This is a genomic window from Streptosporangium sp. NPDC023825, from assembly GCF_040639575.1.
Lineage (GTDB): Bacteria > Actinomycetota > Actinomycetes > Streptosporangiales > Streptosporangiaceae > Streptosporangium.
In genome coordinates this window covers 95,094-119,869 of record NZ_JBFAAE010000001.1, presented here as the reverse complement: position 1 = coordinate 119,869, position 24,776 = coordinate 95,094, and the positions used below count along the sequence as shown (strand labels likewise).

General features: G+C 71.5%; 22 protein-coding genes. 6 read left to right on the top strand and 16 right to left on the bottom strand.

Going from position 1 to position 24,776, the window contains the following annotated elements; translation table 11 throughout:
• Positions 1-13: 13 nt before the first annotated feature.
• Complete coding sequence (locus AB0G15_RS00550; RefSeq protein ID WP_362834264.1) at positions 14-1,273, bottom strand: HAMP domain-containing sensor histidine kinase; 1,260 nt, start codon at positions 1,271-1,273, stop codon at positions 14-16.
• The gene (locus tag AB0G15_RS00545) at positions 1,270-1,953 is read right to left on the bottom strand and encodes a response regulator transcription factor (RefSeq protein ID WP_362677408.1); all 684 of its coding nucleotides are present in this window, start codon (positions 1,951-1,953) and stop codon (positions 1,270-1,272) included. Before AB0G15_RS00545 ends, AB0G15_RS00550 begins: the two co-directional genes overlap by 4 nt.
• Before the next feature lie 93 nt (positions 1,954-2,046).
• Here AB0G15_RS00545 and AB0G15_RS00540 point away from each other — a divergent pair, with 93 nt between their 5' ends.
• On the top strand, positions 2,047-2,559 hold the full coding sequence (locus AB0G15_RS00540; protein ID WP_362834263.1) for a hypothetical protein: 513 nt from the start codon (positions 2,047-2,049) through the stop codon (positions 2,557-2,559).
• Between the two features lie 159 nt (positions 2,560-2,718).
• Here AB0G15_RS00540 and AB0G15_RS00535 read toward each other — a convergent pair whose 3' ends face one another.
• Both AB0G15_RS00535 and AB0G15_RS00530 read right to left on the bottom strand, forming a co-directional pair.
• Complete coding sequence (locus AB0G15_RS00535; RefSeq protein WP_362834262.1) at positions 2,719-3,798, bottom strand: CU044_5270 family protein; 1,080 nt, start codon at positions 3,796-3,798, stop codon at positions 2,719-2,721.
• A complete protein-coding gene (locus AB0G15_RS00530) occupies positions 3,795-4,403 on the bottom strand; it encodes an RNA polymerase sigma factor (RefSeq protein ID WP_362834261.1) in 609 nt (202 codons plus the stop codon). The genes AB0G15_RS00535 and AB0G15_RS00530 overlap by 4 nt, the downstream gene beginning before the upstream one ends.
• A 200-nt stretch (positions 4,404-4,603) precedes the next feature.
• Here AB0G15_RS00530 and AB0G15_RS00525 point away from each other — a divergent pair, with 200 nt between their 5' ends.
• Positions 4,604-5,533: a hypothetical protein gene (locus tag AB0G15_RS00525; protein ID WP_362834260.1), complete on the top strand. Its 930-nt coding sequence runs from the start codon at positions 4,604-4,606 to the stop codon at positions 5,531-5,533.
• A gap of 218 nt (positions 5,534-5,751) precedes the next feature.
• Here AB0G15_RS00525 and AB0G15_RS00520 read toward each other — a convergent pair whose 3' ends face one another.
• From AB0G15_RS00520 to aceB, 6 genes are all read right to left on the bottom strand, one after another.
• Positions 5,752-6,522 (bottom strand): IclR family transcriptional regulator, encoded by a 771-nt coding sequence (locus tag AB0G15_RS00520; protein ID WP_362834259.1) that lies wholly within the window; start codon positions 6,520-6,522, stop codon positions 5,752-5,754.
• Positions 6,523-6,670: 148 nt separating this feature from the next.
• Positions 6,671-7,918 (bottom strand): heterodisulfide reductase-related iron-sulfur binding cluster, encoded by a 1,248-nt coding sequence (locus AB0G15_RS00515; RefSeq protein ID WP_362834258.1) that lies wholly within the window; start codon positions 7,916-7,918, stop codon positions 6,671-6,673.
• 1 nt (position 7,919) lies between these two features.
• Entirely contained in the window at positions 7,920-9,194 is a 1,275-nt protein-coding gene (locus AB0G15_RS00510; protein WP_362834257.1) for an FAD-binding oxidoreductase, read from the bottom strand.
• The gene (locus tag AB0G15_RS00505; RefSeq protein WP_362834256.1) at positions 9,194-10,651 is read right to left on the bottom strand and encodes an FAD-linked oxidase C-terminal domain-containing protein; all 1,458 of its coding nucleotides are present in this window, start codon (positions 10,649-10,651) and stop codon (positions 9,194-9,196) included. Before AB0G15_RS00505 ends, AB0G15_RS00510 begins: the two co-directional genes overlap by 1 nt.
• An 82-nt stretch (positions 10,652-10,733) precedes the next feature.
• Positions 10,734-11,369: a DUF1016 N-terminal domain-containing protein gene (locus AB0G15_RS00500; protein WP_362834255.1), complete on the bottom strand. Its 636-nt coding sequence runs from the start codon at positions 11,367-11,369 to the stop codon at positions 10,734-10,736.
• Between the two features lie 109 nt (positions 11,370-11,478).
• The gene (aceB, locus tag AB0G15_RS00495) at positions 11,479-13,065 is read right to left on the bottom strand and encodes a malate synthase A (RefSeq protein WP_362677388.1); all 1,587 of its coding nucleotides are present in this window, start codon (positions 13,063-13,065) and stop codon (positions 11,479-11,481) included.
• 245 nt (positions 13,066-13,310) lie between these two features.
• Here aceB and AB0G15_RS00490 point away from each other — a divergent pair, with 245 nt between their 5' ends.
• On the top strand, positions 13,311-13,994 hold the full coding sequence (locus tag AB0G15_RS00490; protein ID WP_362834254.1) for a DUF4097 family beta strand repeat-containing protein: 684 nt from the start codon (positions 13,311-13,313) through the stop codon (positions 13,992-13,994).
• A 250-nt stretch (positions 13,995-14,244) separates the two neighbouring features.
• Positions 14,245-15,615: a GTPase HflX gene (gene hflX, locus AB0G15_RS00485; protein WP_362834467.1), complete on the top strand. Its 1,371-nt coding sequence runs from the start codon at positions 14,245-14,247 to the stop codon at positions 15,613-15,615.
• Between the two features lie 84 nt (positions 15,616-15,699).
• Here the strand turns inward: hflX and AB0G15_RS00480 are convergent, their stop codons facing one another.
• Genes AB0G15_RS00480 through AB0G15_RS00455 form a run of 6 tightly spaced genes read right to left on the bottom strand, consistent with a single transcriptional unit; the run spans position 15,700 to position 21,612 of the window.
• On the bottom strand, positions 15,700-17,280 hold the full coding sequence (locus AB0G15_RS00480; RefSeq protein ID WP_362834253.1) for a fused response regulator/phosphatase: 1,581 nt from the start codon (positions 17,278-17,280) through the stop codon (positions 15,700-15,702).
• Positions 17,273-18,955, bottom strand: coding sequence for an ATP-binding protein (locus AB0G15_RS00475; protein ID WP_362834252.1), 1,683 nt, complete (start codon positions 18,953-18,955; stop codon positions 17,273-17,275). The genes AB0G15_RS00480 and AB0G15_RS00475 overlap by 8 nt, the downstream gene beginning before the upstream one ends.
• Positions 18,952-19,962 carry a SpoIIE family protein phosphatase gene (locus tag AB0G15_RS00470; protein ID WP_362834251.1) on the bottom strand — a complete coding sequence of 337 codons (1,011 nt, stop codon included), beginning with the start codon at positions 19,960-19,962 and terminating at the stop codon, positions 18,952-18,954. The genes AB0G15_RS00475 and AB0G15_RS00470 overlap by 4 nt, the downstream gene beginning before the upstream one ends.
• A complete protein-coding gene (locus AB0G15_RS00465) occupies positions 19,950-20,351 on the bottom strand; it encodes an anti-sigma regulatory factor (RefSeq protein WP_362677378.1) in 402 nt (133 codons plus the stop codon). Before AB0G15_RS00465 ends, AB0G15_RS00470 begins: the two co-directional genes overlap by 13 nt.
• Entirely contained in the window at positions 20,348-20,728 is a 381-nt protein-coding gene (locus AB0G15_RS00460; protein WP_362834250.1) for an STAS domain-containing protein, read from the bottom strand. Before AB0G15_RS00460 ends, AB0G15_RS00465 begins: the two co-directional genes overlap by 4 nt.
• Complete coding sequence (locus AB0G15_RS00455) at positions 20,728-21,612, bottom strand: STAS domain-containing protein (protein ID WP_362834249.1); 885 nt, start codon at positions 21,610-21,612, stop codon at positions 20,728-20,730. The genes AB0G15_RS00460 and AB0G15_RS00455 overlap by 1 nt, the downstream gene beginning before the upstream one ends.
• A gap of 847 nt (positions 21,613-22,459) precedes the next feature.
• Here AB0G15_RS00455 and hutI point away from each other — a divergent pair.
• Complete coding sequence (hutI, locus tag AB0G15_RS00450) at positions 22,460-23,668, top strand: imidazolonepropionase (protein ID WP_350974555.1); 1,209 nt, start codon at positions 22,460-22,462, stop codon at positions 23,666-23,668.
• Between the two features lie 226 nt (positions 23,669-23,894).
• Positions 23,895-24,764, top strand: a complete 870-nt coding sequence (locus AB0G15_RS00445) for a DegV family protein (RefSeq protein ID WP_362834248.1) — start codon at positions 23,895-23,897, stop codon at positions 24,762-24,764.
• Positions 24,765-24,776: the final 12 nt, after the last annotated feature.

Sequence of the window (24,776 nt, the reverse complement as noted above, 5' to 3'; positions counted from 1 at the left end):
TCCGCCCCCGGCCTCAGGGCGTGACGGCGGGCAGGAACAGGACCACGCTCGCCCCGCCCTCGGGGGAGGCCCCCAGGGACAGCGAGCCGCCCGCCGACTCCGCCGTCCGGCGGGCGATGTCGAGGCCGAGACCGGTCGACCCGGCACCGCTCTCACCGCGCTGCGAGGGATCGGGCGTGGCGAAGCCGGGACCGGCGTCGGCGACGGTCAGCAGCGCGCCGCCGCCGGTCGCCTCCAGCCGTACGGAGAACGAGACCCCCTCCGGCGTGTGCGCGAACACGTTGCCGAGCAGGGCGTCCACGCAGGCGGCGAGGTCGTCCGCGGCGACCTTGACCGGCAGCGGGCCGGGGGCCAGGTCGAGGGTGAAGTGCCGCGACTGGTCCTCGGCGAGCACCGACCAGAACGCGACCCGCGCCCCGGTCACCGCCGCCGCGTCGCACTCGGCCCGCTCACGCACCCGCCGCCTGGCCTCGGTGATCACCGAGGTGACGGCGCGTTCCAGGGCGTCCACCCTCGCCTCGATCCTGGCCGACTCCTCGGGGTCGGCCAGCGACTCCGCCTCCAGCCTCAGCCCGGTCAGCGGGGTGCGCAGCCGGTGGGACAGGTCGGCGGCGCTCTCCCGCTCCTCCGCGAGCAGGCCGGTGATGCGCTCGGCCAGGTGGTTGAGGGCGACGCCGACCGCCTGCACCTCAGGAGGGCCGTCGGGCACCGTCCTGGCGGACAGGTCGCCCGCCGCGAGCCGGTGCGACACCCCCGCCAGCGCGGTGATCGGCCTGATCACCGCGCGGGCCAGCCGGTCGCCGACCAGCACGCCCAGCCCGACCAGGGCCAGGCCGAGCGCCGCCAGCCCGGCCCAGACCTGGGGCACGCCCCTGGTCAGGCGGCCGTCGTCCAGGAACACCCGGACCACCGCCGTACCCCCGGGTGCCCCCTGGACCGCGACCAGGATCTCCCGCCCGCCGGGGGCGGCGGCGGTGACGCTGCGACCGCGGGAGGCCAGTTCCACGGCGGTGGAGCGCGGGGCGGGATCGCCGACCACCTCGCCACCGGGGAGGAAGACCGTGACCGGATGCTCGGCCTGCTCCGCGGTGAGCCGCAGGGTCTCGGTGTCCACCGCGCCGACCACGACCGCCACCGACTCGGCCTCGCTCTCGGCCTCGCTGACCGCCCCGCTCACCGCCACCGTGCGGACCAGCAGGGCCAGCGGGACCAGCAGCGCGATCAGCACGAGGGAGGTGGTCGCCGCGACCAGCAGGGTCAGCCAGCGCCTCATGCCGGGGCGGCCAGTCGCACGCCGACCCCCCTGACGGTCTGCAGGTAGCGGGGCTCCTGGGACGTCTCGCCCAGCTTGCGGCGCAGCCAGGAGAGGTGGACGTCCACCGTCTTGTCGGCCCCGCCGTAGGGGATCTGCCAGACGTGGGTGAGCAGCTCCCGCTTGGTGACCACCTCGCCGGGCCTGGCCGCCAGGTAGTGGAGCAGGTCGAACTCCCGGGGACTCAGATCCAGCGGCGTCCCGTCCAGGGTCGCCTCCCGGGTACGCGGGTCGATCCGCAGGCCCCCGACGGTGACCGCGCTGTCGGCGCGGCTCTCCCCGGCCATCCGCCGGAGCACCGCCCGGATCCGCGCGTCGAGCTGGGCCGCGCTGAACGGCTTGACCACGTAGTCGTCGGCACCCGCGTCCAGCAACCTGACCATCTCCGCGTCGCCGTCCCGCGCGGTCGCCACGATCACCGGGACCCGGCTCACCGCGCGGAGCATCCGCAGCAGGTCCAGGCCGTCCATGTCGGGCAGGCCGAGGTCGAGGACGACCAGGTCGGGGCGTTCCTCGACGGCCAGCCGCAGGCCGTCGAGGGCGGCGGGGGCGGACGACACGGCGTGGCCGCGGTCGCGCAGGCCCCGGGTGAGGGAGGTGCGGATCGCGACGTCGTCCTCGATGAGCAGCACGTTCGACATTTGCCGCCACGTTAGCCCTCTTCCGTACCGCGTCAAAAGCGGGTTAGTCGCTCCTTAGCGTTGTCTTATCGTTTCCGGTGGCACAGTGAGGGCATGCGCAAGCGTCTTTCCCTGGTCGTGGCCGGATGGCTGATCACCGGGCTCATCGCGATCGGAGTGGGGGTGGCGGTGATCGACCGGCTCAGCGAGCCGCTGACGGACACCGGGCTCCGGCCGCTCTCCGCCGCCGAGGTCGACGAGGCGCTCGCCCTCGCCTCGTCCCTGCCCAGTGCCCTTCCCCCGTCCGCTCCTCCCGCCGAGGGCACCCCGGATCCCGCCGGGCCCACCCCCGAGCCGACCGTCACCGTCACCACCACCGCCACACCCGTCGCGGAGCCCGGCAAGAGCCGGTTGATCACCACGGTGGGCGGCAAGGTCATCGCCCGGTGCGAGAACGGCCTGGTCACCCTCCGGTCCTGGAGCCCCGCCCAGGGATTCCAGGCCGACGACGTCGAGCGCGGGCCCGCCGCCCGAGCCCGCGTCGAGTTCGAGACCGAGGAGGACGAGATCAAGGTCGAGGTCCGCTGCGCGTCCGACGGATCACCCGTCCACAGCGTTCACACCTGACCCCGAAGGACGGGGCCGGGAACCCCGGGCCCGTCCCGCGCACCGTCCGGCCGGCGGGCGGGGCCGGAGGACCGGAGGCCCCGGGCGCGCGCCGTCCGGCCGGTCAGCGGCGCAGGGAACCCCGGGCCCGCGGTGCGGGCGGGACCGGGAGGGCGGCCGTCAGCCGCATCTGTCCGCGTCCGTGATCTCCACCTCGGGAGCCTCGTCGGCCACGGTGACCGAGAGCTGGGCGGTCGAGGCGACCAGGCTGCCCTTGGGAGACCTGGCGGCCTTCTCGTCGACCACGATCCCGCGCTCGCCGAGCAGCTCGTACGTCTTCGCGTCGAAGATCAGATCTTCTCTGACGCCGTCGAGGCCGATCCTGCCGACGCCGATCCCCTGGCGTCCCGCCGCGTCCTCGGCCCGCTCGGTGACGTCGACCCCGGGGATGGTGCCGACCGCCTTGAACAGCGCCGCCCGCTGCGCCGGGGGCATGTAGGTCTCCCTGAGCATGTCGCCCGCCGCGGTGAAGGCCGCCTCGTCCTTGGAGCTGCCGCCCCGGTCGCCGGTGTAGAGGTGGGCGCGCATCCCCTCCGCGTCGGCGGGGAGCCTCTTGAGCGCCGCGTGGTCGGTGCGCATGTACTCGGGAACCTTCCCGCAGTTCACCAGCGGGAGCGTCTCGACGCCGGTCCGCTCGTACGCCACCTCGGGGATCGGCCAGCCCGGGTAGGCCTTGGGCTCCAGGTGTTCGATCCGCACCACGCCGTTCCTGGTGCCGTCGGCGGACAGCCAGATGGCCCGTTTGGTCCGGTAGAGGTAGCGGGTCTCCCCGCCGGCCTCACCCGTCTCCGCGTTCGTCGCCTCGCCGCTGAAGGAGCCGTACATCGTCTCCGACTCGACCTTGACGAACTGGTCGTCACGCGGCGCCAGGTCCGTCCTCACGGCCGCCCGCGCCGCCCTGTCGAGCACCTCGCTCGCCGAGACGGCGGCGATCTTCGGCATCGTCACCACGACCTCCTCCGCGGGGCCCGGAGAACCGCCGGGAGCCCGTGCCAGGGTGATCGCGGTCGCCCCCACCGCCACCGCGAGCGCCCCGGCCAGCGCCATCGCGTACGGTCCGCGCCACCGCGGCCGCCAACCCCGGGCCCGCGGCGCGGCGGCCGCGGCCAGCCCCCGCCGGGCCGCCTGCCTGGCCTCGGCGTCGTACGGGGGAGCGTCGGGCCGGACGGAGGCCACCAGCTGGATCTCGTCATCGTTCATCTGTGCGACTCCAGGGAGCGGCGGATCTTGGTCCGGGTGCGGGAGAGGCGGGACCTGACGGTCCCGATCGGGATGCCGAGCGCCTGCGCGGCCTCCTCGTAGGTCAGGTCGGCCCAGGCCACCAGCAGGAGCAGGTCCCGCTCCGCGGAGCCGAGCCCGGCCAGCGCGGCGGCGAGGGCGGGCCTGAGCCGGTCGGCGGTGACGCGCTCGGCGCTGCGGTCCTCGAACCCGGCAGGGCGCTCGGGAGCCTGCCGGGCGAGCGCCTTCAGCCTGCGGGTCTCCGACCTGCGGTGGCCGGAGATCAGGTTGGAGGCGATCCCGTACAGCCAGGGTCTGGCGTCGGCGCGGCCGAGGTCGTACCGGGCCCGCTTGCGGAAGGCCACGAGGAACGTCTCGGCCGTCACGTCGTCGGCCGTGGTCACGTCGTCCAGCCGCCGCGCCACGTACCGGTGGATCTCGTCGGCGTGGCGGTCGAAGAGTCCCGCGAACCTGTCGGGGTCCGCCAGGGACTCCCCGATCAGTGTCGCGTCGGTCGCGGCGGTCGCGTCGCCGGCGGGCGTGGGCGGCGGGAGGGCTCCGGCCCGCTGGGGGAGACCCAGTGTCACCACCCGCTTCGTCCAGTCGTCATCAAGGGGAATCCTTCCGGAGCGCGTCCGCGCTCTCACCCCCTACTCCGCCGGTCACCGTCACAGGGTTCCATAGACGGACATGTCTCCCTTGGGTGTCGAGTCGCCGGAGGCTCCACTGCCCGTGATCGGCCGCCATTAGGATCCGCCTTCACGAAACGGGTGCAAAGGGAGAGATGATGAGCGCTCAGAAGGCCGGTGGCGGCAGGCGGCTGTTGCTGAAGGGGTTCCTTTTCGCGGTCGCCCTGCTGGTGGTCTCCGGGTTCGCCCTCAGCGCGTGCTCGCGGGTGAGCACCCAGCCCGACGAGGTGGTCCTGCACTACGCGGGCGGCGTCTTCGAGGCCATCAAGTTCGAGAGGTGCGTCAACCCCTCCAGCGGCGCCACGCTCCTCGGCCCCGGCGACAACGGATACTCCTACCCGTTCGGCCAGCGGACCTTCGACTTCTCCGGGGCGGACGACGCCGAGTCCAAGCCGTTGTCGGTCGTCTCGAAGGACAACGTGGAGATGACCGTGTCCGGGGTGGCGACGTTCACGCTGAACACCGACTGCAGGACGCTGCAGCAGTTCCACGAGAAGATCGGGCTGAAGTTCCGCGCCTACTACGAGGAGGGCGAGTCGTCCGACGGCTGGCGGCGGATGCTCAACATCTACATGCGGGTGCCGCTGGACCGCGCGATGGACGCCGCCTCGCAGGAGTTCGAGTGGCGGGGCCTGTTCAACGACCCGAAGGTGAAGCAGGCGTGGGAGGCGCGGGTCGGCCAGCTCGCCAGGGAGTTCATCAAGGCGACGGCCGGGGGCGACTACTTCTGCAACCAGAACTACGCGGGCAGCGGGCAGTGCGGTGACATCTCCCTCACCATCCAGAAGCCCGAGCCGCCGGAGGCCCTGGTCGCCGCGCTCGCCTCGGAGCAGGCGGCCAAGGCGGAGAACATCGCGCAGACCCAGCGCAACGCCAAGGTCCGCACCGAGATCGAATCGATCAAGGACCTGGTCAGGGTCCTCGGCCCGCAGGGCGCCGTGCTCTGGCAGGCCATCCAGAAGGGGCAGGTCAGCGTGGTCCCGGTGCCGCAGGGCAGCGACCTCAACATCACCCCCCAGGGCCGCTGACCCCGGCGCCCGGACCCTCGTCCGGCGGCGGCCGCCGGAGACGGACGGCCGGGGAGCCCAGGCGGAAGGTGTGCCGTACCCCGGAGTCCTCGTCCCGCCGCCGTCGCCGGACGTTCCCGCGGTCGCCTCACGCCGTATCCCGGAGTCCTCGTCCCGCCGCCGTCGCCGGACGTTCCCGCGGTCGCCTCACGCCGTACCCGCCGGGGCGGGGGACCGGCTCACGACGTGCGGTCCGCCCGGCCGGGCATGACCGGGCCCAGTTCGGCGCCGAAGTCGTGCGCGATCCTGCGCATGCCCTCGGCGAGGTCGCGCCGGTCGAGCGCGGTGATGCGCTCGGCCGGTCCGGACACCGACAGCGCGGCGATCGTCCGCGCCCCGTCCCGTACGCCCACCGCCAGGCAGTGCACGCCCAGCTCCTCCTCGCCCAGGTCCATCGCGTACCCGTGCTCTCGCACCCGCTCCAGCTCGGCGAGCATCCCGGGCAGGTCGGTGATCGTGTTGGCGGTCCTGCGCGGCATGCCGGTCCGCTCGACCAGCGACGCCACCTCGGTGTCCGCCCTGCCGGCCATCAGGACCTTCCCCACGGCCGTGCTGTGCGGCAGCACCCGCCTGCCGACCTCCGCGAACATCCGCAGCCGCCTCGGCGAGGGCACCTGGGCGACGTAGACCACGAAGTCACCCTCCAGCACCGCCAGGTTGGCCGTCTCGCCCGACAGCTCGACCAGCCTCGTCAGGTACGGCTGCGCCCACACGCCGACCATGCGCTCGGCCACCCCGCCGAGCCGCACCAGCGCGCCGCCCAGGGCGTAGCGGCGGTCGGACTCCTGGCGTACGTAGCCCCGGGCGAGCAGCGTGCGCAGCAGCCGGTGGATCGTCCCGTACGGCAGCCCGGTGCCGGCCGCGATCTCCGAGAGCCCGGCCTCGCCGCCCCGCTCGGCCAGCGCCTCCAGCACGTCCAGCGCCCGGTCGACCGACTGCACCGCGCTCATACGCCCCCCTCGATCCCGCACCGGCCGGGCGGGCCGCTCACCGGGACCCCGCTCACGAAACTCCCGCTCACCGGGACCTCGCCGCTTGGAAGACCCCCGCTCACGAAACCCCCGCTCACCGGGACCCTGCCGCTTGGAAGGCCCCCGCTCACGGCACCCTCGCCAGTCCGCGCAGCGAGGCGTCGAGGACCTGGGCGGTGTGCGCCACGGGGACGGGTTCGGCGCCCCGGCGGCGGATCGCCGAGGCGATCTGCATGGTGCAGCCGGGGTTGGCCGAGACCAGCAGGTCGGCGCCGGTGGCGAGCACCCGTTCCGCCTTGCGGTCACCGAGGTCCCTCGCGGTCTCCGGCTGGAACAGGTTGTAGGTCCCCGCCGAGCCGCAGCAGATCGCCGACTCGGCGATCTCCCTCAGCTCCAGGCCGGGCACGGCCTCCAGGAGCTTGCGGGGCTCCGACCGTATTCCCTGGGCGTGGGCCAGGTGGCAGGCGTCGTGGTAGGCCACGGTGAGCGGCAGCGGATGCCGCTCGGCCACCGGGCCGAGCGCGACGAGATACTCCGCCAGGTCGACGGTCCTGATCGCCCGCGCCCTGTCCGCCCAGTCGCCGCCCTCGCCCTCGAGGATCTCCGCGTAGTCCTTCATCGTCGACCCGCAGCCGGCGGCGTTGACCACGATCGTGTCGACGCCCGCCCGCTCGAAGGTGGTGATCGTCCGCTTCGCGAACCGCAGGGCCTGCCTCTCCTGGCCGGAGTGCAGCGACAGCGCCCCGCAGCAGCCCTGCGAGGGCGGGATCACCACGTCGCAGCCCTCCATCGCGAGCACCCGGGCCGTGGCCTCGTTGACCTGCGGGAAGAACTCCCCCTGCACGCAGCCGGTGAGCATCCCGACCGTGGCCCTGCGCGAGCCCCGCGCCGCGACCCTGCGCGGCAGCCGCACCCTGGCGGCGGCCGGGGGAGCGAGGTCGGCCATCGCCGCCAGGGACGGGTTGATCCGCTCCAGCCTCGGCGCGACCGCCCGGCGCAGCCCGGCGCTGAGCCGCAGCGGCAGCCGCATCGCCCGCAGCCGCCGGGGATAGGGGAACAGCTGGAAGACCAGCGCCCGCAGTGCCCTGTCGTCCGGTTCCCGCACGTGCACCCGCTCCACCTCGGCCCGGGTCTGCTCGATCAGCCGGTCGTACCTCACCCCGGACGGGCAGGCGGTCACGCACGCCATGCACCCCAGGCACGCGTCGAAGTGCCCGGCCATCTCCGGCGTCAGCGGGGTGCCCTCGACGTGCTGTTTCATCAGGTGGATCCGGCCGCGCGGGGAGTCCATCTCCTCGCCCCACAGGACGTACGTCGGGCACGAGGGCAGGCAGAACCCGCAGTGCACGCAGTCGTTGATCAGCTCAGGGTCCACGTCAGATCCCTCCCGCGAACCGGCCGGGGGACATCCTCCGGCCGGGGTCGAACCGTTCCTTGATCCGTCGCATCAGCGGCAGGGCGCCCGACGGGCCCCAGCGGTCGATCCCGCGGGCGAGGGCGGCGGGCGCGGCGAGCACCGTCAGCCCGCCGCCGAGCCGCCGGAGGTCGTCGCGCACGCCCGTCACGAACCCGGCGAGCTCCGCCTCTCCGACATCTTCCGGCAGGGCGACCAGCAGGACCGCGGAGGCCACCGACCCGCGCACGCGCGCGGGCAGCCCGCGTGCGGCGACCGCCCGCAGCGCCGGGTACGCGGCGGCGGGCGGGACCCGCAGCTCCAGCAGCACCTCCTCGTCGGGCGGCGCCGTCCACCAGCCGGGCGCCTCGGTGGTGATCCGCGCGCTCCCGCACTCGTCCATCGTCTTGCGTACGGCCTCGGCCCGGGCGACGGCCGCCACCCCCTCGACGAGCGCGGACACGGTGGGCCCGCCGGTGAGGTCCGGCCAGTCCAGCTCGACGGCGCTCGGCTCGGCCTGCGAGGCCGCGAGCTCGGCGACCAGCGCGGACAGCGCGGCCGGCGCGTCCTTCGCCTCGGGGGAACCCGGCCCGACGGAGGCGGGCAGGTCCACGGTGACCCAGCGGCGGTCGGCGGGGATCGGGTGGAGGCGGAAGACGGCCTCGGTGATGACGCCGAGCGTGCCGTACGAGCCGGTGAAGAGCTTGCCCAGGTCGTAGCCCGCGACGTTCTTGACGACGGTGCCGCCCGAGGTGGCGATCGTGCCGTCGGCCAGCACGACCGTGATGCCGATCAGCAGGTCGCGGGCGGTGCCGTAGCGGAACCTGCGGGGTCCGGCGACCGCGGTGGCGAGCGTGCCGCCGACCGTGCCGGCGCCCAGCGGGGTGTCCAGGGCGAGTTCCTGCCGCGATCGCGAGAGCGTGTCGTTGAGGACGTCGAGGGGGAGCCCCGCGCCGGCCCGCGCCACGAGGTCGCCCGAGGAGTGCTCTACCCCCGCCCCGGTCCCCAGGAGCAGGCAGCAGGTGTCGATCAGCAGGTCGCACCGTTCGGGAGGGTTTCCCCAGCCGAGCTTGGTGCCGTCTCCCACCGGGACCACGGCCAGGTCGTGCGCGGCCGAGACGCGCATCAGCGCGGCGACCTCCCCGGTGTTCTCCGGCAGGGCCACCCAGCGCGGCCGGACCCCGCCCACCGCGTCGTCGGCGGTCGCCTCCCTGATCGTCACGCCCGTCTCGCGCAGCGCCTCCAAAGGTGCTCCCATCAGAAGTGCTCCGCCTGTCCCGACTCGACCAGCGGGTGCACGCCCTTGCGGACCCCGGGGACCTCGCCGCACAGCCGGGGGGTCGGGAAGATCTTGCCCGGGTTCGACAGGCCGCGGGGGTCGAAGGCACAGCGCACCAGCTGCATGGTGTTGAGATCGTCCTCGGAGAACATTTTGGTCATATATCGGGACTTGTCCACGCCGACACCGTGCTCGCCGGTGATGGAGCCGCCGTGCTCGATGCACAGGTCGAGGATCCTCCCCGAGACGATCTCCGCCCTCTCGCCCGCGTCCGGCTCCGCGTCGTCGAACAGCACCAGCGGGTGCAGGTTGCCGTCACCGGCGTGGAAGACGTTCGCCACCCTGATGCCGTACTCGCGGGAGAGGGCGTCGATGCTCGCCAGCACCCCGGGCAGCGCGGTCCGGGGGACGACGCCGTCCTGGACGATGTAGGCGGGGCTGATCCGGCCCACCGCGGCGAACGCCGACTTGCGGCCCCGCCAGATCGCGGCCCGCTCCGCCGGGTCGTCGGCGACCCGTATCTCGAACGCGCCGCTCTCCCGGCAGAGCCGCGTCACCTCGCCGAACTGGTGCGCGACCTCCTCGGCGGGGCCGTCCAGCTCCACGATGAGCACCGCCCCCGCGCCCTCGGGATAGGCGCACGCCACGGCCGCCTCGGCCGCCTCGACCGCGAGGGCGTCCATCATCTCGATCGCGGCGGGCACGATGCCGCCGCCGATGATCGCCGACACCGCCTGCCCGCCCCGCTCGATGTCCTCGAACGCCGCGAGCAGCGTCGTGACGGACTCGGGCAGCCTGCTCAGCCGTACGACGACCTTGGTCGCGATGCCGAGGGTGCCCTCCGAGCCGACGAACGCGCCCAGCAGGTCGTAGCCGGGGTCGGTGTCGGAGAGCTCGACGATGTCGCCGTCGGGGGTGACGATCTCCAGGCCGACCACGTGGTTGACGGTGAAGCCGTACTTCAGGCAGTGCGCGCCGCCGGAGTTCTCCGCCACGTTGCCGCCGATCGTGCAGACCTGCTGGCTGGAGGGGTCGGGCGCGTAGTAGCGGCCCAGGTCGCGGACGGCCTCGGTGATCGCCAGGTTGGTGACCCCCGGCTCCACGGTCGCCCGCCGGTTCGGCAGGTCGACGGAGAGGATCCGCCGCATCTTCGAGGTCACGACCAGCACCCCGTCGGCCCGGGGCAGGGCGCCGCCCGACAGTCCCGTCCCGGCGCCCCTGGCCACGAACGGCAGGCCGTACTCGTTGCAGATCCTCACCACGGCCGCGACCTGCTCGGTGCTCTCGGGCAGCACCACGACGCCGGGGGTGACCCGGTGGTGGGTCAACCCGTCGCACTCGTAGGTGCGCAGCCGTACGGGATCGGTGATGACCGACCCGGGTCCGAGGAGTTCCTCGAACCTGCGGGCCGGCTCGTCCAGGGTCTTCGTCGACATCGTTCCTCCTCCGGCGTGCCCGGCGGTCCGGCGCCGCCGGTGCCCGCCGGCGTCCATCGGCCGATCGAGGACGGCACCCTCGTCATCCTCGTCTCGAATTCTCGCTCAGCGCGGCGGCGCCGGCATTCCTGCCGTGCCTGGGGCCCTCGTCCACGAGACCGGCGAAGCGGGGCTCACCGGCCGCCCGCTGCGACACCCGGCAGTCGGGGGAGGGCGGCACGCGGACGGGCCCCGCCGGGGAGCGGCGGATGCGCAGGTGGAGCCGGCCCTTGATCATCGTGATCAGGACGCCCCTGGCCCATCCCTCGTCCGCGGTCTTGCGCGCGTAGAACTCCCTGGTCGCCCTGTTGTCCAGCATATCCAGCAGGACGATGTGGTGACCCCAGGGAATCGGCCGCGCCGTCTGCGGGACGGAGTCGGGCCAGGCGGCCGCGAAGGCCCTCATGTAGAGGAGGTTGGTCCGCGAGTAACCCATCGCCTCGGGGAACGCGCCGCGCAGGTCGGCCGAGAGCCGGGGCACCACCTTCCTGCCCCACTCGTCGTCCGGTTGCCGGTCGAGGATGTGGCGGCCGATCCGCCAGTACTGCCGGATCAGCTCGGTGTCGGTGGTGAGCAGTGCCACCCGCCCCCTGCTGCCGATGATCTCGCGCTTGACGGCGTCGAGCAGCGCTTCGTACCCGCCCTGGCCGGCTCCCTCGCCGTTCCTGTCATCGCTCATGCACGCAAAGTATCCACTCGGTCCGGCGTCCGCATCCGCCCCCGGTGGCCGCCCGGAGTGAGGAATCCCCGCCAGGGGATGAGGATTCCTCACCGTCGGAATGGTCATGTCACGGCATACGCGCATACGCCGGGAGAGTAAGGAACTCCGCGAAGTCGTCGTCCAGGGCGACTTCCTTGAACAGGGCGGTGGCCTGGCCGTAGAGGGTCCCGTCGTAGCCGGGCTCCGCCTCGATCTTGGCGAGCTCCTCGTCGATGATCTTCTCGACCAGTTCCCTGGTCACCACGGCGCCGGTGTCGGCGAGCTCGATGCCGTTGTGGATCCACTGCCAGATCTGGGAACGGGAGATCTCGGCGGTCGCCGCGTCCTCCATCAGGTTGTGGATCGCCACCGCGCCCTGCCCGCCCATCCAGGCGGCCAGGTAGCGCAGCGCCACGTCCACGTTGTTGCGCAGCCCCGCCTCGGTGATGTCGCCGGGGGTCTTGGAGACCGCGAGCAGGTCGGCGGCGGAGACGGAGACGTCCTCGCGCAGGCGGTGGAGCTGGTTCGGCCGGTCGTCGAGGACGGCGTCGAAGACGTCGCGGCAGATCGGCACGAGGTCGGGGTGCGCCACCCACGAGCCGTCGAAGCCGTCGCCGGACTCGCGGGTCTTGTCGGCGGTGACCTTCTCCAGGGCGACCTTGTTGACCTCGGGGTCGCGGCGGGAGGGGATGAACGCGGCCATCCCGCCGATGGCGTGGGCCCCGCGCCGGTGGCAGGTGCTGACCAGCAGCTCGGTGTAGGCGCGCATGAACGGCGCGGTCATCGTCACGGCGTTGCGCTCGGGCAGCAGGAACTCGCGGCCGCGGGTGCGGAACTTCTTGATCACGCTGAAGAGGTAGTCCCAGCGGCCCGCGTTGAGGCCCGCGCAGTGGTCGCGGAGTTCGTAGAGGATCTCCTCCATCTCGAACGCGGCCGGGTACGTCTCGATGAGCACCGTCGCCCGGATCGTCCCCTGGGGGATCTCGAGCAGTTCCTGGGCCCTGACGAAGACGTCGTTCCAGAGACGGGCCTCCAGGTGCGACTCGATCTTCGGCAGGTAGAAGTACGGGCCCTTGCCCTTGGCCATCTGCCGCTGCGCCGAGTGGAAGAAGTAGAGGCCGAAGTCGACGAGGGAGGCGGAGAACGGCCTGCCGTCGAGGGTGAGGTGCTTCTCGTCCAGGTGCCAGCCGCGGGGACGGACCACGATGGTGGCCAGCTCGGTGTCCGGCTTGAGGGCGTAGCTCTTCTCCCCGGCGGAGAAGTCCAGGGTCCGGTCGAGCGCGTCGCGCAGGTTGAGCTGGCCGCTGATGGTGTTCTCCCAGGTGGGGGCGTTGGCGTCCTCGAAGTCCGCCAGCCAGACCTTGGCACCCGAGTTCAGCGCGTTGATCGTCATCTTCCGGTCGACGGGGCCGGTGATCTCCACACGGCGGTCCACCAGCCCGGGCGCGGGCGGGGCGACGTGCCACTCGGACTCGCGCACGTGCCTGGTCTCGGGCAGGAAGTCGAGGGTGCCGCCCGCCGACAGCTCCGCCTGGCGGGCCTGGCGGGCCTCCAGCAGCTCCAGGCGCCGGCCGTCGAACTCGCGCTGGAGGGTGGCCACGAAGGCCAGTGCCTCCGGCGTGAGGATCTCGTCGAAGCGGTCCTGGATGGGGCCGCCGATCTCCACACCGTCCATGAGTCCCTCATTTCCGTGCAATTTTCCGCAGGGTGGAAAAGTAATTCTGAATTGTGGAATCGACGCTACTTGAGGGTCGGTGGCGGGTCAAAGGCAGGGTCTTCCTCAGGGCTCGCTCGGGGAGGTCCCCGATGATCTGGGAGGCGGACTCGGACAGAGTGAGGTCAGCGCCCTCGGCAGAGGGGGAGAACGGACCGGTCGCACGTGGGGAGCGAGAGCTTCCCGGGAAATCGAGGGTTGAGCGCATGAGGAAGAACATGCTCGTCGCCGGAGCGGTCGTGGGGTCGGTGCTCGTGCTCTCGGGATGCGACTTCGCCCTCGACTTCCGCGAGCGGCAGCAGGAGGTCGTCTCCTACGACGTCACCGCCAAGCTGACGAAACTGGACGTCGCCACCGGCTCCGGCGACATCGTGGTCACCGAGTCGGACCGGCCGGCCGTCCACGTGACCGAGACCATCCACTGGCGTGGCGACAAGCCCGCCCCCAAGCACCCGGTGGACGGCGGCACGCTCACCCTGCGCGACGAGTGCCGCGGGAACTGCACGGTGGACTACAAGGTCGAGATCCCGCGGGGCCTCACGACCAAGCTCGACACCGGCTCGGGCACCATCACGATGCGCGGGCTGACCGGGGAGGTGAACGCCGTGAGCGGCTCCGGCGACATCGAGGCCGGCAGCCTCACCTCCAAGCGGTTCACCGCCGAGACCGGCTCCGGCGACGTCGAGGCGAGATTCTCCGCCGCGCCCGAGGGGGTGCGGATCGAGACCGGGAACGGCGACGTCGTCGCGTACCTTCCCCAGGGCGGCTACGACGTCACCGCCGAGACCGGCTCCGGCGACAGGGCCGTGGAGGTGACGAAGGACCCCGCCTCGCCCCGCAAGGTCACGCTGAAGACCGGCTCCGGTGACGCCCAGGTCCTGCTTCCCTGACGCCGCGGTCCCGGGGCGTTCCCCGGCGCCCGATCGGGGCGCCTGGGCCCCTCGGGGACGAAGTGGTGATAACCAGGTGATGACGTAGGGGTTCCCGTGGCACCATCGGGGGGAAGAGACCCGGGGTGTTCGGGCGTTCACTCATATGAGAAGAACGCACAGGCACCAACCATCTGAATGGAGCGACGACATAGACACTCGTGAGCCGCTGGACATCGACCGATTCGACGACCTGCTCGACAACGGCGAGATGGATCTGGCCGAGCGCCAGGCACTCCGCCGGGTGGCGGGCCTCTCCACGGAGCTGGAAGACGTCACCGAGGTCGAATACCGCCAGCTGCGGCTTGAGCGGGTCGTCCTGGTCGGCGTCTGGACCTCCGGAACGGCGATCGACGCCGAGAACTCCCTCCTGGAGCTGAAGCTCCTCGCCGAGACCGCGGGTTCGGAAGTGCTGGAGGGACTGATCCAGCGCCGGCAGAAGCCCGACACCGCTACCTACATCGGTTCGGGCAAGGCACAGGAGCTCGCCGACATCGTCTCCGCCACCGGCGCCGACACCGTGGTGTGCGACGGGGAGCTGAGCCCCGGCCAGCTCCGCCAGCTCGAGGAGATCGTCAAGGTCAAGGTCATCGACCGGACCATGCTGATCCTCGACATCTTCGCCCAGCACGCCAAGAGCCGCGAGGGCAAGGCGCAGGTCGAGCTCGCGCAGCTCAACTACCTGCTGCCGCGCCTGCGAGGCTGGGGTGGCAACCTGTCCCGCCAGGTCGGCGGTCGCGCCGCGGGCGGCGTCGGCATGGGCGGTCGCGGTCCCGGTGAGACCAAGATCGAGCTGGACCGCCGCCGGATCCGCGAGCGGATGGCCAAGCTGCGCCGCCAGATCGGCGGAATGACCACCGCCCGCGAGACCAAGCGCTCGCGGCGCACGCAGCGCGAGGTCCCCGCCGTGGCCATCGCCGGATACACCAACGCGGGCAAGTCCTCGCTGCTGAACCGGCTGACCGGCGCGGGAGTGCTGGTCGAGGACTCCCTGTTCGCCACGCTCGACCCGACGGTCCGCAGGGCGCACACGCCCGACGGCCGCCTGTTCACGCTGGCCGACACCGTCGGATTCGTCAGGCACCTGCCGCACCAGCTCGTCGAGGCGTTCCGCTCCACGCTGGAGGAGGTCGGCGACGCCGACCTGATCCTGCACGTGGTCGACGGCTCGCACCCCGACCCCGAGTCGCAGCTCGCCGCCGTGCGCGAGGTGATCGGCGACATCGAGGGCACCCGCGACATCCCCGAGATCGTGGTCATCAACAAGGCCGACGCCGCCGACCCGGTGGTGCTGGCCCAGCTGACCGCGAAGGAGAGTCGCACCGTCGTGGTCTCGGCCCGCACCGGTGCCGGGCTCGACGAGCTGAGGGCCGTGATCGAGCGGGAGCTGCCCCGCTTCGACCAGGAGGTCAGGCTTCTCGTGCCGTACGATCGCGGCGACCTGATCTCCCGGGCGCACAAGGAGGGTGAGGTCCTCGGCGTTGAGCACACCGGGGACGGCACGGTCCTGCACGCCAGGGTCCTGCCCGGCCTCTTCGCCGAGCTGGAGAAGACCGCCAAGCCGGTCGAGACCGCCGTCTGACCCGCCCTTCCGGCACGCCGTACCGTCCCCTCCGGGACGGTACGGCGAAGGTTTTCCGAGGGTTTCGAAGGTTTTCCGAGGGTTTCAGCGACGGGCCCCGCGGCGGAACATCACCAGCGCCACGTCGTCCTCCCTGGCGCCGAACCGCTCGATCAGCCGGTCGCAGAAGACCTCCTGGTCCTCCTCAACCCGCTCCGCCAGGTGCCGCACGATCTCCAGGCTCTCGTCGAGCAGCTTGTCGCGGTCCTCGATGAGCCCGTCGGTGAACATCAGCACCGAGCTTCCCTCGGGGACGTTCACCCGGTCGACCCGGTAGGTCTCCGCGGCCACCCCCAGCAGGAGATTGCCCAGGCGGTGATAGCCGGCCCGGTCGTCCGCGATGAACAAGGGCGGGATGTGCCCCGCGTTCGCGATCTCCATCTCCCCGGTCGCCGGGTCGAGCAGGAGCAGGCACACGGTGGCGGTCATGCCGGGGTGGTAGCGCCGCAGCACCTCGTTGAGCAGCGCCATCGACGCGCCGAGGTCCGAGGTGCCGATGACGGAGGCGCGCAGCGCGTGGCGCAGCTCCGCCATGACGGTGGCGGCCAGCAGCGAGTGTCCCTGGACGTCGCCGATGGCGATGAGCACCCGCGGGCCCATCCGCAGGACCTCGTAGAAGTCGCCGCCGACCTCGACGTTGTCGACCGCCGGCTGGTACCGCCAGCTGATCGCGAGCCCGGGGACCTCGGGGATCCGCGTCGGCAGCAGGCTGCGCTGCAGGGTGAGGGCGATCGCGTGCTCCTCGGCGTACGCCCGCAGCGCGTCGACGGCGAGGGCGAGGGCCTGACCGAGCTGGCGCAGCACGTTGGACTCGTCGGCGTCGAGTGGCGATGTCCCCTCCACCCCGAGGTAGACGGGAGGCCTGCCCAGCTTGGTGCGGCAGACCACGGCCGAGACGTCGCCGCTGAGCGTCGCGTCGGGCATCAGCTTCAGCCAATCGGCGGCCGGCACCGTGAAGACCTGCGTACCGGCGGCGGCGCCCAGGGACATCGCGCTCAGCCCGGGCAGCGTGTCCGACGCCGCGACCTTGGTCACGGAGGCCTTCGAGGGGAAGGCGGAGAACCTGCGGGTCCGGCCGTCGGGGGGCAGGGCGAGCGTGCCCGCCTGCCTGCCCAGGATCCGTGAGGTTCCCTCGACGGCCGTGGCGAGGAGCTCGTCGAACGTCTCGGCGGAGTTCATCGAGAGCGTGACCTCGGTGAGGGCGGCCAGCCGCAGGGCCATCAGCTCGGCCCGCTTCCGGGCGCGGTAGTAGCGCAGCGTGGCCTCGACCGTCGCGGCGAACTCGTCCGGTTCGACCGGCTCCGCCAGGTAGGCGTCGGCCCCGCGTTCGAGGCCCTGCGCCCGGTCGGCCGGGGTGATCGCGGCCCCGGAGATCTGGATGACCGGGATGGAGGACGTCGCCGGGTCCGCCTTGATCTGCTCGCAGACCTCGTAGCCGCTGATGTCGGGCAGCCGCACGTCCAGGACCACGAGGTCCGGCCGCAGCTCCCTGACCTTGACGAGCGCCTCCACGCCGCCGGTGGCCTGCACGACCTGGTGCCCCGAGCGTCGCAGCCAGCTCGACAGGATGTACAGCTTGGTCGGGGTGTCGTCCACGACGAGTACCGTCGCCCCGTTGTCACCCATCGACGTGTCCGAGGGCGCTTCCGATGGCCTCCAGAAGGGTGTCGCGGCGGAGCCCCTGCTTGGAGATCATCATGTGTGCCCTCTCCGGGACCTGGCGCGACGTGGCGACGGTCACGACGACCACCGGAACCTCGCGCAACCGCTCGTCGTCCGACATCCGCAACATCAGCGCGGTGCCGTCGAGGCGGGGCATCAGCAGGTCCACCAGCGCGAGGTCGGGCGGGTTCTCCGTCATCATCTCCAGGGCCATCAGCCCGTCGGAGGCCTCGTCGATGTGCGCGGCGAACCCGGTGAGCATCCGGCGTACGGTGGCGCGGAACTCCTCGTCGTCGTCCACGACGAGCACCCGGCCGACCACGGGAGTCCCGTCGTGCCGGTAGGGCAGCCTCAGGGTGGCCGTGGTGCCGGACCCGGCGACGCTGGCCAGGTGCAGCGCGCCGCCCAGCGCCTCCGCCAGCCGCCGGGCGTACGGCAGGCCGAGCCCGGTTCCCTTGCTCCGCACCTGGATCGGCCCGGGAACCTGGAAGAACTCCTCGAAGACGCGTTCCAGGTGCTCCTCGGGCACGCCTATCCCGGTGTCGGTCACAGTGAAGACCAGGTCCTGGGTGGTCGCGTCGAGGTTCACCTCCAGCTTGACCTCGCCGCGCTCGGTGAACTTCAGCCCGTTGGAGAGAAGGTTGCGCAGGATCCGGGTGAGCATCACCTCGTCCACCAGCATCTCCGGCGGCGCCTGCGAGACCTCCATCGTGAGCGTCACCCCGTCGTCGCCGGTGGTGGGGTGCAGCGTCATGCGCAGCCGCTCGGCCAGGGCCACCAGATCGACCATGGAGGGCTGGGGATCGAGTCTCCCCGCCTCGGCCTTCGCCATGTCGAGCAACTCGCTCACCAGTGACAGCAGCGTCTCCGCCGAGGAGCCGATGAGGTTGATCTGGTGGAGCTGCTCGGCGGCCAGCGGATCCCCGCCCGGTCCCACCAGCAGGCGGACCAGGCCGATGATCGAGTTGAGGGGGGTGCGCAGCTCGTGGCTGACGGTGGTCCAGAACCGGTTCTTCGCGTCGCTCGCCACCCGGAGCTGCGCGGACTTCTCGTCCAGCTCGGCGTAGAGCGCCACGACGCCGCGGTTGGTCTCCTCCAGCTCCTCGGACAGCTGGTTGTAGAGCGCCAGCACCCCCTGGTTGGTCTCCTGCAGCTCGGTGTTGAGCTGCAGGACCTCCTCCAGGGTCTCGGCGAGCTCGCTGTTCTGCCTGCGCAGCTCGTCGAGGGCGGTGGTGGGCGCCGAAGCGGCGATCCTGGCGCGGATCTCCTCGGCCGAAAGTTTCGGCTTGCGGCCCTGCGGGAGCCGTTTGACCATGCTTATTCTTCCCTCGGCGGGATCGAGCTCGATGAGGTCGACGAGACGCCCCGCCAGCGTCACGCCGTCCGAGGGACGGAAGTCGGTTTTCGCCGAGAAGTCGACCGCGACGAGCAGGGCGTCCCGCTCCAGCCGGAAGGAGACGGAGACGCCGGCGCCCGCCTCGACGAACTCCCTGCCGATCTCGCTCAGCGCGGTGGCCACCCGGATCTGGTCCTGGGCCTCCAGCCCCACGCTCTCCGCCACCTCGCGACCCAGCTTGCGCATGGCGAAGACGTCCTGGTCGTCCTGGACGTGGATCCGGATCAGCTCGTCCCCGGTCATACGCCCGGCCTGACGGCGACCACGCAGGCGTCGTCCCTGCGGGTGCCGGCATCACGCAGCAGCGTGCCGGCGACGACGGAGGGGAGGCGCGTGACGAGCCCGGGATAGGAGGTGACGTCCCAGCGTTCGGTCAGGCCGTCGGAGTGGAGCAGCACGACGCTGTGCCGGGGCAGCGCGTACTCGTACTGGCGCAGGGTCCTGGCCTTGTGCCCGGCGATGCCCGGGACGGAGATCATTCCCTGACGGCCGTCGTTGTGGGCGATCCACGCGGAGACGTTGCCGAGGCCGGCGAAGCTCACCGTGCCCGCGGCGCCGTCGATACGGGCCACGGCGACCGCGCCGCCCCTGGTGTGGCCGAGGCCGGCGTGGATGCGCTCCAGGACGGTGACCGGGGCGAGGCCGGCGTGCCGCAGGAACAGCCGTACCGCCTCCTGGGAGGCCTGCGCGGCCGCGGGACCGTGGCCCAGGCCGTCGCAGAGCATCACGGTCGCGGTGGTGCCCTCCTCGGTGATCACGAACGCGTCGCCGCAGACGGTCTCCTCGCCGATCGGGCGGGTCAGGCCGCTCACCCGGCACGCAGGACGTGGGGCGCCCTGCGCGACGAAGTACATGCCGAGCACGGTGCCCCGGTCGGGTATCGAGTGAACCTCGTACCCGCTGGCCATCCGGGCGATGCCGCCCAGCCCGATGCCGAGCGTTCCGGTGGTGGAGTAGCCGTCGCGCAGGGCGCGCGAGACGTCCCGCATTCCCGGCCCCCGGTCGATCGCGAGGACCTCCACGGCCGAGTCCAGCTCCGGATGCGGGCGGATCAGCATGATCCCCTCGGTCGCGTGCTTGACCAGGTTCGACGCGGCCTCGCTCACCGCGACGGCGACCCGCCCGGTGTCCTCCTCGCTGAACCCGCGGATCTCCGCGAGCGTCACGGCGGTACGGCGGAGCGCGCCGATCGCGCTGGCGTCCTCCGCCCGTACCCAGGTGTCGTGCTGGGAGTGGATCAGCGCGCCCATTTCGTCACCGTGATCAACGTGCCCTCACCGGGAGTCGATTCCAGGTCGAACTCGTCGACCAGGCGGCGGGAGCCGCTGAGGCCGAGGCCGAGGCCTCCGCCGGTCGTCCATCCGTCGGTCAGTGCCTGCTCGATGTCCGGGATGCCGGGCCCGTTGTCGCTGAACACCATCCGCAGGCCCCGCCGCATGCCCTTGTGGACGACCTCGACGCGCACCTGCCCGCCTCCCGCGTACACCAGGGCGTTGCGGGCCAGCTCGCTGGCCGCGGTCACCACCTTGGTCTGGTCGACCAGGGACAGGCCCACGTTCACGGCGACGGTCCTGACGTGCTGGCGGACCAGCACGACGTCGCCGTTGACGTTGATGGGCAACTCCTCCACGGTCGTCACCAGGCGGCCGTGGAGGCTTGGGAGCTCTCGATCTGGTTCAGCATCGCGACGCCCTTCTCGAGATTGAGCGCCGTGCGCACGCCGCCGAGGGAGAGGCCGAGCTCGACGAGGGTGATCGCCACCGCCGGGCGCATGCCGACGACGATCGTCTCGGCGTCGAGCATGCGGGAGATCGCCGCGATGGTGGCCAGCATCCGGCCGATGAAGGAGTCGACGATCTCAACGGCGGTGATGTCGATGATCACCCCTCGCGCGCCGGTCTCGACCACCTTCTCCGACAGGTCCTCCTGGAGCGCGAGCACGCTCATGTCCTGCAGGTCGATCTGGATGGAGACGATCAGGATGTCGCCGAGCTTGAGGATGGGGACGCGATCCATCAGCTCTCCACCGTCCGTACCGCGATGCGCGACTCCCCGCCCTTGACGAATTTGACCCCGCTCGCCCGCAGCGTGTGGGCCAGCGCGTCGGCGAGGGTGGCCTTGGTCACGATGTCGCCGAACTCGATGCCGAGGGTGACGATGGTGTGGGCGATCTGCGGGCGGATGCCGGAGATCACGCACTCGGCGCCCATCAGCCGGGCCGCCACCACGGTCTTGAGCAGGTGCTGGGCGACCTCGGTGTCGACGGCGGGCACCCCCGTGATGTCGATGACCGCGTGCTCGGAGCCGGTGTCGACGAGCGTCTGCAGCAGCTTCTCCATGACGACCTGGGTCCTGGCCGAGTCGAGCGTGCCGACCAGCGGCACCGCGACGATGCCTTCCCAGAGCTTGACCACCGGGGTGGACAGCTCGAGCAGCTGTTCCGCCTGATCGATGATGATCTTCTCCCTGGCCGCCGCGTAGCTCTCCATGGTGAAGAGCCCGAGGTCGTCGATTACCCGTGAGAACCAGATGAAACCTCGCACGGCCTCCGGCGAGCCGTCCTCCTCGACGATCTCGTAGAGCGCCTCCTTCAGGCCGAACACCACGACCGCGGTCTCGGTCGGGGTGAAACCCTGGCGGGCACGGTCACGGGAGAGCTCGGCGAGCAGGCCGCGCAGGTCGCTGAGGTCGCCGGAGTCGCTGAACGACTGGCGCAGCGCCTGGTAGAGCTCGCCCAACTGGTCGGACAGACCTCCGCGATCCGCCTGATTGCCGGTGCCGCCGGTGGACGAACGGGCGATCTCAAGCCAGCGCTTGAGGACGCGCGCTTCGTGCTCCTGGAAAAGTTCTTCGATGCGACGCCGACCGGCGTCCGCGTGGACGGACAAGGCAACTCCCATGCGTACGACCTGGAGACAACTCGCACGAAAGGCTACAGGGCACGTTCTGCTTACGACCTTTTTCGAGGGCCGGGTGAGCCGCTTGTCGCCAGAGTTTCGAAAGGGCGGGCGACCGGGTCGGGCGGCCGGTGCGGCCGTATCACATCACGGGCGTCGCGGGTGATCTCAGGGTGCGGTGCCGTGCCGCGCGGAGCCCCGGAAGATCGCGGGTGAGCGCAGGGGTCGCACGGGGGCCGCGGGAGGGCCTTGGGGGGCCGTAGGGGGCCTCGGGGGGGAAGAAGGGCCGAGGGGCGAGCCTTGTGGATGTCAGCTTAGAGTGGTGGCGAACGGCGTTTCAATGGTGAAACTTGCACCAGAAGGCCGGAGATGGCTGCACTACAAGAGGGCGAAAACGTACAAAAGCCTCAAAAGTGACAGTGGTCGCCCAAGGTTTGGATTGCTACCATAAGGCAAATCTAGCGAGATGTTATGACGCAAGTTGCTCTGGTGACTACTGTTACGGGCGATGAAGAAGTAGTCTGAGCTGTGGAAAGTTGCTCAACGCCACGCGTGATCGTCGAGCCGGCTGGTGAGGTGCGATCGCGGAGGGGCGGCGTTCTTCCCAATTAGCCTGTACAGCGGGCCGACTTGTGAAATAACGTAACTGAACTGAAATCGCCCGATCATGATCTCGGCGATACTGTCGCCGCACAGCGGATACGCGGATGAGAGCAGGAGACCCCCCGATGCCGTCCGGACTCACAGCGGGCTTGAAGGGCACGGTGCCCGGCGACGTCCGGGGCGGCTCGCCCCGTCCGGCTGAGGTCCTCCTCCAGGTGTCTTCCCCTGAACACAAGGCGGTGATGCGATGACGGTCCGCCTCCTGACCAACATCGGCCGGCTCTGGACCGGAAACGACGTGTTCAGCAACGCGGCGATCCTCGTCCACAACGACCGGATCGCCTGGGTCGGCCGCGCCGCGGATCTTCCGCAGAGCGTGCCGGGTGTCGTCGACGACATCGTCGACGTCGACCATGTCGAGAACCTGGGCGGCGCGCTGGTCACTCCCGGCCTGATCGACGCGCACACCCATCCGGTCTACGCGGGAAACCGCTACGCCGAGATGGCGATGCGCTCCAGCGGTTCCACCCCCTCCGCGATCACCGCGGCGGGCGGCGGCATCGGCTCCACCGTTACGGTCACCCGTGGCACCGACCCCTGGACGCTCTGCAACGGCGTCCGTGAGCGACTCCGCGACTGGCTGCTCAGCGGCACCACCACCATCGAGGCCAAGACCGGTTACCACCTCACCCGTGACGGCGAGCTGGCCGACGTGCGACTCCTGCGCGAGCTGGAGAAAGAGCCGATGATGCCGCGGGTGCACGTGACCTTCATGGCCGCGCACGTCGTCCCGCCCGAATACTTCGGCCGCCAGCGCGACTACGTCGAGGCCGTGGGCGCCTGGTGCGCCGACGCCGCCGCGGCGGGAGCCGACGGTGTCGACGTCTACTGCGACGAGGGCCACTTCACCGCGGAGGAGGCCCGCTGGGTCCTGGCCTCCGGACGCAACGTCGGCCTGCTGCCACGCCTGCACGCCGGCGCCTACACCCGGCGCGGCGCCGTCCAGCTCGCCGCCGAACTCGGCTGCGCCTCCGCCGACCTGCTTCACCACACCACCGACGAGGACATCGCGATACTGGCCCGCTACGGCGTCCCCGCCGTGGTCTGCCCCGGGACCGCCCTCCAGCGTGGCAGCCTGCCCCCGGTCCGCCGGATGCTGGCCCAGGGGGTCACGGTGGCCCTCGGCAGCGACCACAACCCGGGCCACTGCGGCATCACCTCGATGTCCCTGGTCATCAGCCTCGCCGTCGCGGCCTTCGGCATGAGCGTCGGCGACGCCCTCCGAGCCGCCACCCTCGGTGGTGCCACGGTCCTCGGCGCCCCCGATCGCGGCGTTCTCGCCCCCGGCCGCCTGGCCGACATCGTCCAGTGGGACGCCGACCACGAGGGCGCCTTCGCCTGGGCCTTCGGCCTCAAGCCCCGCCGGGTCTGGCGCGGCGGCACCCCCGTCCAGTAGGTCTCCCCCTCGGGGGTTCCGCTCCCGGAACCCTCGCCCGCGGGATCCTCCCTTACGACGATCCCTCCTTCCGGCGGGCCACTCCCCTCGGACGGCCGTTTCTCTCGCGCCCGCGGCTTCCCTCCGTTCGCGAAGGGCTCCTCGTCGTTCACCAGGGAAGTCGTTCACCTGGGGAAAAGGCCGATCCCGTCTCCTTCGCGTGATCTCCACCACGTAACCTCTGGGCATGTCTCCACCGGTCGCCGTCGTCACGGACTCCACCGCCTACCTCCCGCCTGAGGAGATCTCCCGCCGGGGAATCGTCGTGGTGCCGCTCCAGATGATCGTGGGAGGCAGACCGCTCGACGACATGCCGCGGATCGAGGATGCGAGCATGGGCGACATTCTGCGGGGACGAGGCCAGGTGACGACCTCCATGCCCGCCCCGCGCCGCTTCACGGACGCCTACAACGAGGCGGCGGCCCGGGGCGCGACCGGCATCGTCTCCATCCACCTTTCAGCGGAGATGTCAGGTACGGTCGAGGCCGCCCGGGCGGGGGCCGAGCATTCCCCCGTCCCGGTCGACGTCGTCGACAGCAGGTCCATCGCCATGGGTCTCGGGTTCCCCGTCCTCGCCGCCGCGAGCGCCGCCGCGGCGGGCGCGACACGGACCGAGGTGGCGGACGCCGCCCGCCGCCGCGCGGAGTCGGTGCGCAGCTTCTTCTACGTCGACACCCTGGAGTATCTCCGCAGGGGAGGCCGGATCGGCGCGGCGGAGAGCCTCCTCGGATCGGCGCTGATGATCAAGCCGATCCTGCACATCTCCGACGGCGCGATCGTTCCTCTGGAGAAGGTCCGTACGGCGAGCCGGGCCATCGCCCGCCTCGAAGACCTCGCGGTCGAGGCCGCGGGCACGGGCCCGGTGGAGGTCGCCGTCCAGCACCTCGCCGCCCGGTCCCGCGCGGACACCCTGGCCGCACGACTGCACCGGCGCATTCCCGCCCTTGCCAGGGTCATCGTCGTCGAGGTCGGTTCGGTGATCGGCGCGCACGTCGGTCCGGGCATGCTCGGCGTCACCGTCTCCGCGGGCGAGCCCCTGGTGTCCACCGACCCGTGAGGTCCGCCGAGG

What these genes read in the sequence shown, in the direction of transcription:
- AB0G15_RS00550 (WP_362834264.1), bottom strand. Translation starts at nt 1,273, where the DNA reads ATGAGGCGCTGGCTGACCCTGCTGGTCGCGGCGACCACCTCCCTCGTG.
- AB0G15_RS00545 (WP_362677408.1), bottom strand. Translation starts at nt 1,953, where the DNA reads ATGTCGAACGTGCTGCTCATCGAGGACGACGTCGCGATCCGCACCTCC.
- AB0G15_RS00540 (WP_362834263.1), top strand. Translation starts at nt 2,047, where the DNA reads ATGCGCAAGCGTCTTTCCCTGGTCGTGGCCGGATGGCTGATCACCGGG.
- AB0G15_RS00535 (WP_362834262.1), bottom strand. Translation starts at nt 3,798, where the DNA reads ATGAACGATGACGAGATCCAGCTGGTGGCCTCCGTCCGGCCCGACGCT.
- AB0G15_RS00525 (WP_362834260.1), top strand. Translation starts at nt 4,604, where the DNA reads ATGAGCGCTCAGAAGGCCGGTGGCGGCAGGCGGCTGTTGCTGAAGGGG.
- AB0G15_RS00520 (WP_362834259.1), bottom strand. Translation starts at nt 6,522, where the DNA reads ATGAGCGCGGTGCAGTCGGTCGACCGGGCGCTGGACGTGCTGGAGGCG.
- AB0G15_RS00510 (WP_362834257.1), bottom strand. Translation starts at nt 9,194, where the DNA reads ATGGGAGCACCTTTGGAGGCGCTGCGCGAGACGGGCGTGACGATCAGG.
- AB0G15_RS00505 (WP_362834256.1), bottom strand. Translation starts at nt 10,651, where the DNA reads ATGTCGACGAAGACCCTGGACGAGCCGGCCCGCAGGTTCGAGGAACTC.
- AB0G15_RS00500 (WP_362834255.1), bottom strand. Translation starts at nt 11,369, where the DNA reads ATGAGCGATGACAGGAACGGCGAGGGAGCCGGCCAGGGCGGGTACGAA.
- aceB (WP_362677388.1), bottom strand. Translation starts at nt 13,065, where the DNA reads ATGGACGGTGTGGAGATCGGCGGCCCCATCCAGGACCGCTTCGACGAG.
- AB0G15_RS00490 (WP_362834254.1), top strand. Translation starts at nt 13,311, where the DNA reads ATGAGGAAGAACATGCTCGTCGCCGGAGCGGTCGTGGGGTCGGTGCTC.
- hflX (WP_362834467.1), top strand. Translation starts at nt 14,245, where the DNA reads ATGGATCTGGCCGAGCGCCAGGCACTCCGCCGGGTGGCGGGCCTCTCC.
- AB0G15_RS00480 (WP_362834253.1), bottom strand. Translation starts at nt 17,280, where the DNA reads ATGGGTGACAACGGGGCGACGGTACTCGTCGTGGACGACACCCCGACC.
- AB0G15_RS00475 (WP_362834252.1), bottom strand. Translation starts at nt 18,955, where the DNA reads ATGACCGGGGACGAGCTGATCCGGATCCACGTCCAGGACGACCAGGAC.
- AB0G15_RS00470 (WP_362834251.1), bottom strand. Translation starts at nt 19,962, where the DNA reads ATGGGCGCGCTGATCCACTCCCAGCACGACACCTGGGTACGGGCGGAG.
- AB0G15_RS00460 (WP_362834250.1), bottom strand. Translation starts at nt 20,728, where the DNA reads ATGGATCGCGTCCCCATCCTCAAGCTCGGCGACATCCTGATCGTCTCC.
- AB0G15_RS00455 (WP_362834249.1), bottom strand. Translation starts at nt 21,612, where the DNA reads ATGGGAGTTGCCTTGTCCGTCCACGCGGACGCCGGTCGGCGTCGCATC.
- hutI (WP_350974555.1), top strand. Translation starts at nt 22,460, where the DNA reads ATGACGGTCCGCCTCCTGACCAACATCGGCCGGCTCTGGACCGGAAAC.
- AB0G15_RS00445 (WP_362834248.1), top strand. Translation starts at nt 23,895, where the DNA reads ATGTCTCCACCGGTCGCCGTCGTCACGGACTCCACCGCCTACCTCCCG.